Annotated in this window: 12 protein-coding genes; 8 read left to right on the forward strand and 4 right to left on the reverse strand. The window is 35.0% G+C overall.

Annotated features, from left to right (window positions below):
- Nucleotides 1-2 precede the first annotated feature (2 nt).
- The 5 genes from dapB to DSM00_RS05975 all read left to right on the forward strand — a co-directional run bounded on the left by dapB (nucleotide 3) and on the right by DSM00_RS05975 (nucleotide 4,440).
- A complete protein-coding gene (gene dapB / locus DSM00_RS05955; protein WP_128757109.1) occupies nucleotides 3-701 on the forward strand; it encodes a 4-hydroxy-tetrahydrodipicolinate reductase in 699 nt (232 codons plus the stop codon).
- A 30-nt stretch (nucleotides 702-731) separates the two neighbouring features.
- Nucleotides 732-2,303, forward strand: coding sequence for a signal peptidase I (gene lepB, locus DSM00_RS05960; RefSeq protein WP_128757110.1), 1,572 nt, complete (start codon nucleotides 732-734; stop codon nucleotides 2,301-2,303).
- Nucleotides 2,304-2,434: 131 nt separating this feature from the next.
- Nucleotides 2,435-2,887 (forward strand): FKBP-type peptidyl-prolyl cis-trans isomerase, encoded by a 453-nt coding sequence (locus DSM00_RS05965; protein ID WP_128757111.1) that lies wholly within the window; start codon nucleotides 2,435-2,437, stop codon nucleotides 2,885-2,887.
- A gap of 159 nt (nucleotides 2,888-3,046) precedes the next feature.
- A complete protein-coding gene (locus DSM00_RS05970; protein WP_128757112.1) occupies nucleotides 3,047-3,886 on the forward strand; it encodes an OmpA/MotB family protein in 840 nt (279 codons plus the stop codon).
- A gap of 137 nt (nucleotides 3,887-4,023) precedes the next feature.
- On the forward strand, nucleotides 4,024-4,440 hold the full coding sequence (locus DSM00_RS05975) for a hypothetical protein (protein ID WP_128757113.1): 417 nt from the start codon (nucleotides 4,024-4,026) through the stop codon (nucleotides 4,438-4,440).
- 63 nt (nucleotides 4,441-4,503) lie between these two features.
- Here DSM00_RS05975 and DSM00_RS05980 read toward each other — a convergent pair whose 3' ends face one another.
- Nucleotides 4,504-5,247, reverse strand: coding sequence for an SDR family oxidoreductase (locus tag DSM00_RS05980; RefSeq protein ID WP_128757114.1), 744 nt, complete (start codon nucleotides 5,245-5,247; stop codon nucleotides 4,504-4,506).
- 95 nt (nucleotides 5,248-5,342) lie between these two features.
- Complete coding sequence (locus tag DSM00_RS05985; protein WP_128757115.1) at nucleotides 5,343-5,948, reverse strand: Crp/Fnr family transcriptional regulator; 606 nt, start codon at nucleotides 5,946-5,948, stop codon at nucleotides 5,343-5,345.
- A gap of 120 nt (nucleotides 5,949-6,068) precedes the next feature.
- Here DSM00_RS05985 and DSM00_RS05990 point away from each other — a divergent pair, with 120 nt between their 5' ends.
- The 3 genes from DSM00_RS05990 to DSM00_RS06000 all read left to right on the forward strand — a co-directional run bounded on the left by DSM00_RS05990 (nucleotide 6,069) and on the right by DSM00_RS06000 (nucleotide 11,731).
- Nucleotides 6,069-7,913 (forward strand): SLC13 family permease, encoded by a 1,845-nt coding sequence (locus DSM00_RS05990; protein ID WP_128757116.1) that lies wholly within the window; start codon nucleotides 6,069-6,071, stop codon nucleotides 7,911-7,913.
- A gap of 402 nt (nucleotides 7,914-8,315) precedes the next feature.
- Nucleotides 8,316-10,730 (forward strand): transglycosylase domain-containing protein, encoded by a 2,415-nt coding sequence (locus tag DSM00_RS05995; protein WP_241652362.1) that lies wholly within the window; start codon nucleotides 8,316-8,318, stop codon nucleotides 10,728-10,730.
- A gap of 134 nt (nucleotides 10,731-10,864) precedes the next feature.
- Nucleotides 10,865-11,731 (forward strand): sigma-70 family RNA polymerase sigma factor, encoded by an 867-nt coding sequence (locus tag DSM00_RS06000; protein WP_073097290.1) that lies wholly within the window; start codon nucleotides 10,865-10,867, stop codon nucleotides 11,729-11,731.
- 78 nt (nucleotides 11,732-11,809) lie between these two features.
- Here DSM00_RS06000 and DSM00_RS06005 read toward each other — a convergent pair whose 3' ends face one another.
- Both DSM00_RS06005 and DSM00_RS06010 read right to left on the reverse strand, forming a co-directional pair.
- The gene (locus DSM00_RS06005; protein WP_128757118.1) at nucleotides 11,810-12,397 is read right to left on the reverse strand and encodes a type 1 periplasmic binding fold superfamily protein; all 588 of its coding nucleotides are present in this window, start codon (nucleotides 12,395-12,397) and stop codon (nucleotides 11,810-11,812) included.
- A 17-nt stretch (nucleotides 12,398-12,414) separates the two neighbouring features.
- Nucleotides 12,415-14,823 carry a TonB-dependent receptor gene (locus DSM00_RS06010; RefSeq protein ID WP_128757119.1) on the reverse strand — a complete coding sequence of 803 codons (2,409 nt, stop codon included), beginning with the start codon at nucleotides 14,821-14,823 and terminating at the stop codon, nucleotides 12,415-12,417.
- Between the last annotated feature and the right edge of the window lie 51 nt (nucleotides 14,824-14,874).

Below are 14,874 nucleotides of genomic sequence, written 5' to 3' on the forward strand. Positions count from 1 at the left end.
TTATGAAAATTGCCCTTCTTGGTTATGGCCGTATGGGAAAAACCATTGAGAAACTAGCTGTTGAACGCGGACATTCTGTTGTTAAAAAAATTGATCAAGGTGACACTTATGATTTTGCAGATGCAGATGTCGCTATAGACTTTAGTGTTCCTGATGCAGCTGTAGATAATATTAGTATGGCTTTAAAATCTGGTGTACCGGTTGTTTCCGGTACCACAGGTTGGTTAGATCGCTATCCCGAAATGGTTGCCCTTTGTAAAGAAAATAATGGAGCTTTTATATATGCTTCAAACTTTAGTGTAGGCGTGAATATCTTTTTTGAGCTAAATAAAAAGCTGGCTCAAATGATGAAAGCACTTGATAGCTATAATGTAAGTATGACCGAGGTGCATCACATTCATAAATTAGATGCTCCTAGTGGTACGGCAATTACTTTAGCCGAAGGTATTATCGAAGAATCCTCTAAAACAGATTGGATTCTAGGTAATGAAGAGTCTAATAAAATTACCATTAAAGCAGTGCGTGAAGCAGAAGTGCCGGGTACTCATACAATTACTTATCAAAGTGATGTAGATGAAATTATGATTGAGCACAAAGCGCACAGTCGTAATGGTTTTGCATTAGGCGCTATTATCGCTGCAGAGTGGTTAAAAGATAAAAAAGGGGTACACACAATGAAAGATGTATTAAATCTTTCATAGATATATTTTAGAATTTAAAAAAATAAACCGATGACAATGACGCAATGGTTTTTATTCTTTATAGCCGTTCAGGTAATACATTTTCTGGGTACCTGGAAGTTATATAAAAAAGCAGGTCGCCAACCTTGGGAAGCAATTGTACCCGTATACAATGCTGTAATACTTATGAAAATCATAGGTAGACCGTGGTGGTGGACAATTTTATTGTTTATTCCTATCGTAAATTTAATTATGTTTCCGGTTATATGGGTAGAAACTGCACGTAGCTTCGGAAAAAATTCTACTACAGATACTGCGCTTGTAATTCTAACTTTAGGTATTTATCTGTATTATCTCAACTATGCAGCTCCAGTAACTTATAAAGCGGATCGATCTTTAGTTCCTAAGAGTTCGTCAGGAGAATGGACAAGTTCAATTCTTTTTGCGGTTGTCGCTGCCACAATTGTGCACACCTATGTGATGCAACCATTTACAATTCCTACAGGTTCTTTAGAGCGTACTTTACTAATAGGAGATTATTTATTTGTAAGTAAATTTCATTATGGTGCCAGAACTCCAATGACCACGGTAAGTTTCCCAATGGTTCACGATACAATTCCCGTATTGGGAATTAAATCCTATTTAGATAAGCCCCAACTCCCCTACTTTAGACTACCCGGCTTTCAAAATATTAAACGTAGTGATATAGTTGTTTTTAGCTGGCCTGTAGATACGGTTAACCGTTTTTACGGTCTTGATGATGGAAAATATTATCAAAAACCTATAGATAAGAAATCTAATTACGTAAAACGCGCTGTAGGTATTCCCGGTGATAGTTTAAAAGTCGTTGATGGTAAGGTTTATGTAAATAATAAACCTTTAGAGCTTCCAGATCGCGCTCAATTACAATACAGTTATCAAGGAACTTCTAAGGGAAGTGGCTTTAATGCTAAGAATCTTTACGATAGCTATAAAATTGTAAACCTTCAGTTTTTTAACAGTACCCAGTTTGCTACTCAGTCTATAACAGATGAGAATGCAGAACGTTTCAGAAATCATCCTAATGTAAGTTCGTTAGAACGCATAATAGCTCCCGCAGATCAAAAAGATCCGTCCATTTTTCCTAAAGGAAATGCAAGTCTTGGAAACCGGGACCAGATTGCATCAGTTTACATTCCGAAGAAAGGCACTTCTACTCCTATTAACGTTGATAACATAGCATTATATAAGCGACTTATTGAAGTTTATGAAGGTACCGAAATGGGACATCCTCAAACTATAAGTATTTCTGGTAATCAGGTCTTACTTGATAATGCTCCTTTAACACAATATACCTTTAAACAAGACTACTACTGGATGATGGGTGACAACCGTCACAACAGTGAAGACAGCCGCTTCTGGGGGTTTGTTCCAGAAAATCACGTGGTAGGTAAACCTGTATTTATCTGGTTTAGTTGGGATAGTAACGGTAATGGTATAATGGAGAAAATTCGTTTTGAAAGGTTATTTACAACAGTGGGTGGTAATGGACAACCGGTTTCCTATTTCTTATATTTTATAGTTGCGCTTGTTGCCTATTTCATTATTTCAAAAGTCTTAAAGAACAGGAAGGCAAAATCATAATCTTCAATCATTTGAGCTACAAAAGCATTAATCCTATGGGATCTGATGCTTTTTGTTTTCTATATCATAAAAATTCAGAATTTAACATATATTCTTGGGTATTCCCTACGGTGTTTTTTAGATTGTCAACTATGGAAACAACGGATAAAAACATAGAACGTAAAGTAAAAAATAACGATACTGTAGCTGTACATTACACAGGTAAACTGTCTAATGGTCAAATTTTTGACAGCTCTGTAGATAAAGAACCTCTTGAATTTCAAATAGGCCAAGGTCAGATTATACCTGGTTTTGAAAAAGGATTGATGGACATGTCTATCAATGAAAAGAAAAGTGTTACAATTCCTGAAGCTGAAGCTTACGGAGAAGTACGCGAAGATTTATTTCAGGAAGTACCTAAAGCAGACTTACCTCCAGAAATAGATCCACAAGTAGGTATGGGATTAGTTGCTAAAAATCCTGACGGAAGTGAGCGTCAATTGCGTGTTGCTGAAGTGCGCAATGAAAGCATTTTAATTGATGCCAATCATCCACTTGCAGGTCAAGATTTAACTTTTGACCTAGAAGTTGTAGCAATAAAGTAGTAAAAAACATATTCATTTAGAAAGCTCGTAAGCCAAGTGTTTACGAGCTTTTTTTATGAATCGCTTTCAAAGTTAATTTTGATTTAACATAATTATAGGACTTCAAAAAAAATAAATCAAAATTATAGGGGTTATGCATACCTAACTAAATGAATAATTATGAGAACAATTAATACAGTTGCCCTATTAGGAGTAACTATACTTAGCGTATCGTGTGTATCAAAGAAAAAATATACTGAGCTTCAAGGTCAATATGATAACACTCGAGTAACCCTTACTAAAACACAGGTTGAAAAAGAAGAACTAGAAGCTAAATATAGTGCAATCGAAAATCGAGTTGCAGATTACAATTCTAAGATTAACTCTTTGCGTGATGAAAATTACAATAAGCTTGATCTTGTTGAAAATATTGCAGCAATATCAGAGAGTACTAAAGATAAAATGCGCGCTACCTTAAAGAATGCAAACCAACAGGAATTGTCTGGAGCAAAAACTTTAGAAGACTCAATGAATCTTGCAATATCCTATAACCTAAAGAAGAATCTTGACCAGAATGTAACTTCTGATGAAGACATTCAGGTAGATATTGATGAGACAGTGGTGATGATAAATGTTTCAGATAAATTATTGTTCAATAGTGGAAGCTATCGAGTAAGCAATAAAGCAGATAACTTACTAAAACGACTAGCAGATGTTATTAATTCTGAACCAGCTATTGAGGTAATGGTCGAAGGTCACACCGATGATCAAACTGTAAAAGAAGGCGCATATATTAAAGATAACTGGGAGTTAAGTGTGGAGCGTTCAACTGCAATAATTAGAGAACTACAAGACAAATATGGTGTAGATCCTAAAAAACTTATTGCTGCCGGTCGTAGTAGTTACTTACCGTTAGTAGACAATGCATCAAAAGAAGATAGAGCAAAGAACAGACGTACTCGTATTGTTATACTTCCTAATTTAGATAAGTTTTTATCATTAGTAGGAAGTGCTAACTAGGAAATAGATATATTTTATATCACAAAAACCCGCCTTTAAAGGCGGGTTTTTTTATTGAAAAAATTTGAGCAAGTATCCATTTTAAAAATCAAAATACTTAAATTCATTTCTTTAACACACCTAATGAATTTTCCCTTATGCATTTAAAAGATTCCGCTTTTTATAAATTGGTTTTAGAAGAACATAAATTCAATTTTGGAACACTATACTTTTTTGATTCTATTATTGTTTCTGAAATTAATGAAGGCGTTTTGTTTGATTATCAAATGGCAGAGGAAATTAATGAGCAGAAAGATAAATTTTATACGCTATCTAATCAAGATCTTGATTTCATCTCTAATCGGGTGAATAACTATGCACTTATACCGCAAGATTGGATGAAGTACACTCAGAAATATAACTGCTTTAAATCGTACGTCGTGGTACCTTATAGCAAAACTGCAGCTTCAAATATTGATGTTGAAAAATTCTTTTATAAAAAAACTATAATATCATTAGATAACCTGGTCGAAGCTTTTGATTTTGTTAGCCTATCGGTTCCCGAAAAAAATTAAAAAATTTAATTTAATCATAAAAAAAGCCCTGCATTGCAGGGCTTTTTTTCTTTAAAACCGTTCTTATAATTCCTGATTTGTAGGTCTTATTAATATTTCATTCACACTACTATGTTCAGGCTGAGTAAGAGCATAGTAAATAGAATCTGCAATATCTTGTGCCTGAAGTGGCGTTAAGTCTTCAAATTGAGACATCATATCTTTAACATCCTCGTCAGTGATCGTATCGGTTAATTCGGTAGAAACAAAGCCTGGTTCTATTGAGGTTACTTTTGTATTGTATTTTGGTCCCATTTCTAAACGTATACCTTCACTTAGCGCACGTACTGCATATTTTGTAGCACAATAAACCGCTCCAGCAGGCATAATTTTTCGTCCGGCAACAGATGATATATTTATTATATGTCCAGATTTCTGTTCTTTCATATCCGGTACCACACTGGCAACACCATTTAATACCCCCTTTATGTTTACATCAACCATTTTATCCCATTCGTCAACTTTTAAGTTTTCGATAAACGATAGCGGCATTAGGCCGGCATTATTCACAAGTACATCAACTTTACCAAAAGTCTTGTGTGTTTGCTCAATAACATCTTTCCAGTCATCTTTACTCGTTACATCTGCTGTGATCACCAGTGCTTTTCCTCCATCCTTTTCGATAGTATCTTTTAACTCTTTTAATCGATCTGTACGTCTGGCAGTTAAAACTACATTTGCACCAGCCTTTGCAAGTGTCTTTGCCGTCGCCTCACCTATTCCACTTGAAGCGCCTGTAACTATTATATTTTTATTTTGTAAGCTCATGATATAAATTTTATTTGAGTTACAAATCTATTTAAATGAAGAAGCTCTCGAATTGATTTATGTTAGGTGGTATCGTAAACTAACACTAAATTCTGTTAAGCCTTGTTAAATGGAGGTTTTGAATTATTAGAAGCGATCTCTTTACGTATTCTACTCAAAGACTCTGGCTTTATTCCCAGATAACTGGCAATTTCATAATTAGGTACTCGCTGTTCTATACTTGGATACGATTTGCAAAAATCGAGATATAAATCTGCACTTTCTTTTTCTAATGCATTCTGAATTCTACCCGTAAGACTTATAAAAGCACGTGTAGTTTTAATTCTAAAAAAGCGTTCAAATTTGGGAATTCTGCGGTATAGTTCTTCAAGGTTTTCTTTTTTTAAACCGAAAACTACCGAATCTTCAATACACTCCACAGTGAGTTTTGCAGTCGTATTATTAAAAAAGGCTTTAAAATCACTAATCCACCAATCTTCAATAGCAAACTGAACGATAGATCGGTCTCCATTTTCTGAAGTATGGTATGCCTTTATACAACCTTTTACTACATAAAATTCAGTATCCACGCGAGATCCTGGAATTATTAAAGTTTCTTTTCTACGGAATTGATGCAGACTTAATATGCTTTTAAATTCGTCAAACTCTTGATCAGTTATCGAAATTATTTGATCTATATGCTTTCTTATTGAACTATACATCAAGGAAAAATTCTAAAAAATACACTATTTAATTACTCGAAAACATACTTATTATTAAGTAATATTTAAGAAATTGATAAGCATATTCAATATACATTTAATCTTTTAACGCCACATTTTATGGATATAGCAATATTAGAAGTTTTTATCATACTTGGATTGACGATATTCTTTTTTGTTACAGAATTATTCCCTGTAGATAAGATCGCTATATTCATTATTGTGTCACTAGTCTTACTAGGTTTAGTTACTCCCGAGGAAGCAATTAGTGGTTTCTCAAACACGGCGACGATCACAGTGCTCTCCTTAATGATTATTGCAATAGCACTAGAAGATAATGGTGTTATTGCTTGGTTTGCTCAAGGTTTGCAGCGATTGAGCATTTTACCATTGCTTGTTCTAATTCCTACATTTATGTTTATAACTGCAGGTATTTCAGCATTTATAAGTACTACTGCAGTTGTAATCGTTTTTATAAAAATTATTTTTCAGCTGTCTGATCGATTTGGGATTCCTGCCGGAAAACTTCTACTACCCGTTTCCTTTGCGGGTATTTTAGGCGGAAGCTGTACGTTGATGGGTACTTCAACAAACCTTATTGTTAATTCAATAGCTCAAAATCGTGGCGTAGAGAAATTAGGTTTTTTTGAATTTGCCTGGATGGGAGGGATTTTTCTTGCGACGGGAATACTTATCGTTACCATTGGATCGCGCTTTCTGCCTAAAAAAGATCCTACTGAAAGTTTGGAAATGGCGTATGAAATAGACGAATTAATAACTACAGTATCAGTAGGTGCAAATTCGCCCCTCGTAAACAAAACTATAAAAGAAACTTTTTTAAAAGAATCTGGTGATGTTACCTTACTTAAACTTGTTCGTAATGGTGTAACTACTAATGCTCCCGGAAAATATATAACACTCCTACCCGGTGATGAGCTTGTTGTGATGGCAGACATAGAAAATCTGGAACGCATTGTTTCATCTGAGAAAAAAACAACTACCGAAAAGCCGGAAACAGACGAAGAGTTAACCGTTAAAGAACTTAAAGATGGTATTAAAAACGAAACAGAAAAAGAAAAAAAAGAGACTATAGCCATTCAATTATTGGAAATTCTAGTGCTTCCAGGGTCTGTTTTTCTAGGTAGTACATTAAGTGATCTTAAGCGATTTAATCTTAGAGGTATTTTACCTATAGCAATAAAAAAACGGAAAAATCTTAGAAATACTAAAGAGCGTCTCATTCGCAAAAATCTAGATCAAATCCGTATAAAGCCGGGAGACCGAATTCTATTAGAAACAGATAAGTCAAGTATAAACGAACTCAACAATCTGGAGGGTGTTGTCATATTAAAAACCCACGAGCCTTTCCAACCTAAGGATAAGAATAAAAAATATATCGCCACGCTCATTTTACTTGCTGTTATCGGTCTAGCTGCGGGAGGTGTATTAAGTATTTTAGCAAGTTCACTAACGGGATTAGCACTACTTCTGGCAACAAATTGTCTCGAGATGAATAAAATTTACACTAAGGTAGATTGGCAAATATTTTTTCTACTTGCCGGTATGATACCCCTAGGAGTAGCAATGACTAATAGCGGGGCAGATATTTGGCTATCAGACCAGTTACTAGTTTTATTTGAAGGAAAAGATAAACTGTTTATATTGGGTGCAATTTTCTTAATTACAATGGTAATGAGCGGTAGCGTATCAAACAATGCAACAGCTGTGATTATGACACCTATTGCTATATCGGTGGCCGCAGGTTTAGAATTACCGGCAAAACCTTTCTTACTCGCGGTAATGTTTGCTGCAAATTTTAGCTTCTTTACTCCAGTAGGATATCAAACTAATACACTTATCTACAATTTAGGGATTTATAGGTTTAAGCATTTTCTTTTTATCGGTGGAATACTATCGATAGTTTTATGCATTCTGGGCACATTATTACTATCCACATTGTTCTAAAATAGCCAAAGTACCATTGAAGAATTAACCCTAAATAGGAATTTTGCTTTTAACCTTAAAGATTTCAGGTTTAGTAAAGCTGGATCAATACCCATATACTGAGATCTCATAGGTTGAATAATATTGTTAATCAAGTAGTTACTCAAAATATTCACTTTATTTTGGCTACTTATGATATAAAATATCCATACTTTAAAATTTCTGAAATTCTTGTTAAACAAATCTAAAGCTAATAGTGTGTAAGAAAATAATACATGTACCTTTGCAGTCTGTATGAAGACCCCGCTATTAAATAGGTTAAATAACAATTTTAAAGAACTTCTTCTAAAATTGTCAAAGTATAAATCGGTTCAAAAGATTAATCTTTTTTCCCGTTTCTTCTCCATAAAACTTCATTCAGTAATGAAGGTTAAGTGGGTAAGATATCCAGTACTTGCAATAGGTGGTCTTTTCCTTATTTTCTCTTTATTTTTCTTTAGTGTTTATACTGGAATCTGGGGTTCTCTACCTTCAAGATATGAATTAACTCATTTAGAACAATCTCTTGCAACTCAACTCGTTGACCGCAATGGAGAAGTGATAGGTAAGTATTATATTTTTGATAGAAGACCTATTGCTTTCAATGAGATTCCAAAACACCTTAGAGACGCTTTAGTCGCTACCGAAGATGTGCGTTTTTACAAACACGACGGTATAGATAAAGTGAGTTTATTACGTGTATTTTTTAAAACATTACTTCTTCAGGATGATTCTGCCGGTGGTGGAAGTACACTAACACAGCAACTTGTAAAAAACATTTACAGTCGTCGGGAAGGCGGTGCTATTAGCTTGGTCATCTCAAAATTCAAAGAATTTATAATTGCTCAGCGACTGGAAGATGTTTATGAAAAAGATGAAATTTTAAATCTTTATCTAAACACAGTTCCTTTTCCAGACAATACCTTCGGAATAGAAAGTGCAAGTCAAAAATTTTTCAATAAATCTACTGAAGACTTAACACTTAGTGAATCTGCCATTCTTGTAGGAACTTTAAAAGCTAATAACAGCTACAACCCAAGACTTTATCCAGAACGTGCAAAAGAACGTAGAGATGTAGTATTAAAACAAATGTTACGCTACGATTATCTTACACCCAAAGATACCATAGGTATGGAACGCGATACCATACAACTGAACTATCAAAAACATTCAGATATTGGGATTGCACCTTATTTTAGAGAGCTTATACGTCAAGAAGCACGAGAAATTTTAAAAAATTATAAGAAAGAGGACGGTACGGTTTACGATATGTATCAAGACGGACTCACGATACATACAACCCTCGATAAAAATCTTCAAGAGTATGCTGAAGCAGCAATGAAAGAACATATGGCTGAGTTACAAGCCCAATATGTAAAAGCGTATGGTAATTATGCTCCTTGGAAAAAAGAAGCTATTCTTGAACCTAATATAAAAAATCTGGATCTTTATAAAAGATTGAAGAATGAAGGTCTCACCGAAGAGCAAATTAATGACTCTTTAAATACTAAAGCAGAACGAAAAGTATTTGACTGGAATTCAGAAAAAACAGTTCAAAATATTTCTGTAAAAGACAGTATCTCGCACTATTTATCGCTGCTAAATTGCGGCTTTCTAGCATTAGAACCAGAAACTGGTGGTATTCTCGCTTATATAGGTGGTATTGATTTCACGAACTTTCAATATGATCACGTGAGTCAAAGTGAACGGATGGTAGGATCTACCTTCAAACCGTTTGTATACACCACAGCACTAGAAAATGATATTGAACCCTGTACGTATTACAGTGCAGATCAAGAGGTATATTATTTTAATAATAAGAGTTGGTCTCCAGCAAATTCTGGTGGATCAGACAGTACAAGTGTATCCTATTCCTTAAAAGGAGCGCTGAGTAATTCGGTTAATACCGTTGCAGTTAAAGTATTGTTAGATGTAGGTATAGATAAGGTAATTGCACAAGCAAAACGAATGGGTATTTCTAGCAAATTACCGCGGGTACCATCCTTGGCCTTAGGAACTGCACAAATTAAAATTCGTGATTTAGCATCAGCATATACTTCCTTTTTAAACAAAGGGAAACCAATGAAAACCTATTATATCACAAAAATTGTAGATAAAGCAGGAAAAACAATCGTTGATTTTAAACCAGTTACTCCAGAAAAAACGGTGATGCGCAATTTTACCAGAGAAGCTATGGTACAAATGATGCGCGGGACTGTAAGTGAAGGGACTGCATCCCGACTAAGGTACAAGTACAAGTTAACAAATGACATTGCAGGAAAGACCGGTACTACTCAAGATAATAAGGATGGGTGGTTTGTAGGTTTAACACCGTATATGGTTGCAGTGACCTGGGTAGGAAATGATGATTATAGAATAGGTTTTAGCAGTACTGGTATTGGAGCTGGAGCAAATTCCGCATTGCCTATTTATGCGAAGTTTATGCAACGAATGAATGCAGATACCACGTATACACATTTGACTAAGCAACATTTTCCCAATCCGTCTGGATCGGTTTATGAAGCTATGAGATGTGCACCAATTGTGAGAGATAGTACCTCACAGGTTCAGACATTTTTATCCAGCATTTTTGGAGGCACAAAAGAAGAAGTAACGACAAAAAAACAAGTTTATCTTGATGATAACGGTACAATTATAAGAATCGAAACTGAACCTGTAGATAATGATGAAGATCTAGAATTAACAGAGGATAGTAATCAAGATGATTCAGAAAAAGATAACACTAAAAAAGGATTCTTTTCGTTTCTAAAAAGGAAAAACAAGGATGAGGATAATTAGGATGATTCTCATTAGAAGGATAGCGTAAAATTGCATTTAATGCCAATAACTTCATAAAGTTGCATTAAAATTTTGATTTGACAAATATCCATGTTATACTACATCCTATTTACATTTAAAAAATAAATTTTCATATGAGACAACTCAAAATCACCAAGCAGGTAACCAATCGGGAATCAAAATCTTTAAATACCTATTTACAAGATGTAAGTAAACTCGATATGATTACTGCTGATGAGGAGGTCGAGTTGGCACAACGCATTCGGGAAGGCGATCAAGTAGCTTTAGAACGATTGACGAAGGCTAATTTGCGTTTTGTGGTATCTGTAGCTAAACAGTATCAAAACCAAGGTTTAAAATTACCAGATTTAATTAACGAAGGAAACGTAGGTCTTGTAAAGGCTGCAAAGAGATTTGATGAAACTCGTGGTTTTAAATTTATTTCTTACGCGGTATGGTGGATTCGCCAATCTATTTTACAGGCAATATCTGAACACTCTAGAACAGTACGTTTACCGCTTAATAAAATTGGTACAATTAGTAAAATTAATAAAGCCTTTTCTTATTTAGAGCAAAGTTTAGAGCGTCCACCTTCTGCAGACGAGATTGCTAAAGAATTAGATATGACTGTAGCTAAGGTTAAATTAGCTATGAAAAACTCGGGACGTAACCTATCAATGGATGCTCCATTTAAAGAAGGTGAAAACGATTCTAATCTTTATGATGTATTGAAGTCAGGTGAGTCACCTAACCCAGATGCAGATCTAATGCAAGAATCATTAGGAACTGAGATTGAGCGTGCTTTAGAGACGCTTTCTCCTCGTGAATCTGATGTTATTAAACTTAACTATGGTTTAGGTGGTGAACAACCACACACCCTTCAAGAAATTGGAGAGATGTTTGATCTTAGTCGTGAGCGCGTACGTCAAATACGTGAAAAAGGTATTAGAAGATTACGTCACACTTCAAGAAGCAAAGTGCTTAAGACTTACTTAGGATAAATAAGTAGTTTAAATACTGCTAAAATAAAAAAGGGACTTCGTATTATGAAGTCCCTTTTTTATTGCCTTTACTTTTATTTACTCAACAGTTATACTGAAGGTTTGTTCTACATCACGCTCTCCGCCAGCATTGGTTAAAGTTCCCTCAGCTACACCTGAAGCATCTTTATTTGGCTCGTGAATTAATGTCACTGTAAAACTGCCCGAAGCAGCTGCATTAGCTTGTAATGAAAAAGTTAATCCAACAGGATTTGTACTTCCGTTAGATAAATAATCATTTTCTGTATCAGTATACGTTACAGAAGCATCAAGGTTGCTAGAGAATTGATAAAAGAACTGGTGCTCATCAGACTCCTCCTCTATTTCTTCATTAATTAATTCGGCTGGAGATACAGTTTCATTTTTAAGTGTAATAGCGCCATTATAGAGTATTCCTGCCTGCAAAGGTCCAGATATAGACAATACCGGGGCATTAGGTCCATCACCGTCAAGGTCGATTGATTTCAATGTAACTACATCACCTGTTGTTGGTGTCAAAACGACTTCAACTGTAGTTATGACTTCCTCTTCATTAATAATCTCTGGTGTCGAGTCATCATCAGACGAGCACGAGTTTAATCCGATAAGTGCAATAAGACTTAGAATTGAAATTTTAATTGTTTTCATAGTTATCATTTTAGGTATTAGTAATTAATTTTTAATTGTATTCTAAAATTTCTACCTAAATCATCAACGAAATAACGCTGACGATTTAAATAATCTCTGTAGGAAGTATTCAATACATTATCAATATAAAATCCTAACGTAAGTTTGGATTGCTTGTAAATATTCAAGTCTATTGATGATGCAAAATAAAGTAATGAATAAGCTGCTGGCGGTTCACTTACAGCAACAGACTCTGTAACCTCCTGTCCACCATCATTAACATACGTAATATCAAAGTCATTATCAGGAAAACGTGTTTGCTCAAAGACACTTTGATTGCGCAAGGAAATATTTAAATTATTCCATTCAGTTTTAAAAAAAGAAAGTGTAGTATTTAGATTAGGAGCAGGCATATCTATTAGCGGTCTTTCGCGGTCAAGATCCTCCCCATTTACATATGCAAAAGATGATTTTATGTCAAATTCCTGAGAAATTCTATATCCAGCTTCGACGTCTATTCCATATAAACGCGCATTTACCTGCGCATACTCATATACAGGGAAAGCTCCTCGGTTTGTAAATTGTAAGCCATTGGGTTCTAAAATTATGAAGTCGTCGATTTGATTATAAAAAGGATTTAAGCTAAAAGAAAAATCTCCTAGCTGACCATTAAATTCGACACTCGCTTTATAAGACTGTTCTTTATCTAGTCTAAGATCTCCTAATTCTATAATTGCAGCAGAATGGTGTAAACCATCACTAAATAGCTCGGCCGGATTTGGAGCTCTTGAAGCAGTACTTAAGTTAAATTTTAAATCAAAATCTGAATTTAAATCATAGTGAGCACCTACAGTTGCCGAGAAGTTACGATAATCAAAAACTGGATTAACCAATAGCTGATTATCTATACGATCTACCACTAAATCTCCGAAGTCTGATTCATAATCTCGTTCTTCCCACCTACTGCTCTGGTAATACTTTTGAGCATCAATCTGGCTATAGTCATACCGTATCCCAGCATCCAGACGTAAATTATCTGTTAGATTAATATCTACCGTTGTATACGCTCCAAAACTATACATTTCATAATCGGGTATCAATCTTCGAATCCCAGTATTAGGGTCTGGAAAATTTTCTTGATAAGAACCCTCCAAGCCTAAATTTGCTTTTAAATCTGTAGCTGCATCATACAAGAAATTTGTAGCTAAAGTATGGGTTGTCAATTGTAAATCTAATGATGCTTTGTCTTTATCATCACCGCGGCGTATGTCAAATTCTTTTCGGTTATTTTGCTGAAAAGAATAATCCAGACTCAATTTACCGGCATTTTCAAATCTTTTGAATAAACTTATTTTGGCAAGATGATGTTGCACATCTTGTTTTGGAGCATCTATACCATAGGTGAAATCTGTGATAGAATTAGGCGTACCACTGTTAATAGCGCGCACTAAATCACTTACACTACCTATGTGACTTGCCCGTAAAATACCCACTTCAGAATCGTAGAAGCTGTAGTAAACATCAAAACCGTAAGTGAATTTATTAAGACCAAAACCTAATGAAAAATCACGTTCATTTAATCCGGTATTTGATAAAACATAATCTGGACTTTCTAAATCTCCAGCAAATTTAGTCGTACCCTGACCCAGAAAATAAAGTCCAGACTTGTATGCTTTTAATAAACTCGTTGTAAGTCCCAGGCTTCTTCCATTTGATGCTCCGCTAAGAATAGTTTTACCAAACAAAGTGTCTTTTGAAGGAGCTTTAGAAATATCTGTGACAATTACGCCACCTACAGCATCGCCACCGTATCGCAAAGCACTTGCCCCTTTTACCACTGTAATAGATGAAGCTGTATTTAAGTCCAAATTTGGCGCGTGTTCTACACCCCATTCCTGATCCTCCATACGTGTACCGTTATTAATGATAAGCACACGACTACTATGCAAACCTTGTATAACCGGTTTTACGACTGTACTACCAGTATTAAGAGAAGAAACACCAGTAACCTCCCGCAATGCGTCACCTAAGCTTGCATTACTGTATTTTTCTATGGTTGCACTCTGGAGCACAGTTTCAGCAGAAGAGGATGATCCTTTATTTACATTTTCACCTTTTACAGTGACTGCACTTAATTCTTCGGTGTGATGCTCCAACTTAAAGTCCTTAGACAAATTGCCATTTACATCAATACCAAATTCTGCAACCTCACATTCGGGATGCGTAATTGTAATTGTATAAAAGCCTGCACATAAACCATCTAATGTATACTTGCCATCAAAATCTGAAATAGCGTAGATATCATATCCATTGACACTTAATGTTGCATTAACGAGAATATTTCCGTCGTGAAAATCACGAACTGTTCCGGTTAAGGTGTTATCACATTTTTGGCTATGCATATGTATTGTAAACAAAAGCAATAGCACTAAACTGAAAATTTTCATAGTAAAGTATTGAGTAAATCCTGAAATATGGGAATCAGTAAACTACTTTTT

It is taken from the genome of Leeuwenhoekiella aequorea, from assembly GCF_004104375.1.
GTDB lineage: Bacteria > Bacteroidota > Bacteroidia > Flavobacteriales > Flavobacteriaceae > Leeuwenhoekiella > Leeuwenhoekiella aequorea.

What these genes read in the sequence shown, in the direction of transcription:
- dapB (WP_128757109.1), top strand. Translation starts at nt 3, where the DNA reads ATGAAAATTGCCCTTCTTGGTTATGGCCGTATGGGAAAAACCATTGAG.
- DSM00_RS05975 (WP_128757113.1), top strand. Translation starts at nt 4,024, where the DNA reads ATGCATTTAAAAGATTCCGCTTTTTATAAATTGGTTTTAGAAGAACAT.
- DSM00_RS05995 (WP_241652362.1), top strand. Translation starts at nt 8,316, where the DNA reads ATGAAGGTTAAGTGGGTAAGATATCCAGTACTTGCAATAGGTGGTCTT.
- DSM00_RS05965 (WP_128757111.1), top strand. Translation starts at nt 2,435, where the DNA reads ATGGAAACAACGGATAAAAACATAGAACGTAAAGTAAAAAATAACGAT.
- DSM00_RS06005 (WP_128757118.1), bottom strand. Translation starts at nt 12,397, where the DNA reads ATGAAAACAATTAAAATTTCAATTCTAAGTCTTATTGCACTTATCGGA.
- DSM00_RS05985 (WP_128757115.1), bottom strand. Translation starts at nt 5,948, where the DNA reads ATGTATAGTTCAATAAGAAAGCATATAGATCAAATAATTTCGATAACT.
- DSM00_RS06010 (WP_128757119.1), bottom strand. Translation starts at nt 14,823, where the DNA reads ATGAAAATTTTCAGTTTAGTGCTATTGCTTTTGTTTACAATACATATG.
- DSM00_RS05980 (WP_128757114.1), bottom strand. Translation starts at nt 5,247, where the DNA reads ATGAGCTTACAAAATAAAAATATAATAGTTACAGGCGCTTCAAGTGGA.
- DSM00_RS05970 (WP_128757112.1), top strand. Translation starts at nt 3,047, where the DNA reads ATGAGAACAATTAATACAGTTGCCCTATTAGGAGTAACTATACTTAGC.
- DSM00_RS05990 (WP_128757116.1), top strand. Translation starts at nt 6,069, where the DNA reads ATGGATATAGCAATATTAGAAGTTTTTATCATACTTGGATTGACGATA.
- lepB (WP_128757110.1), top strand. Translation starts at nt 732, where the DNA reads ATGACAATGACGCAATGGTTTTTATTCTTTATAGCCGTTCAGGTAATA.
- DSM00_RS06000 (WP_073097290.1), top strand. Translation starts at nt 10,865, where the DNA reads ATGAGACAACTCAAAATCACCAAGCAGGTAACCAATCGGGAATCAAAA.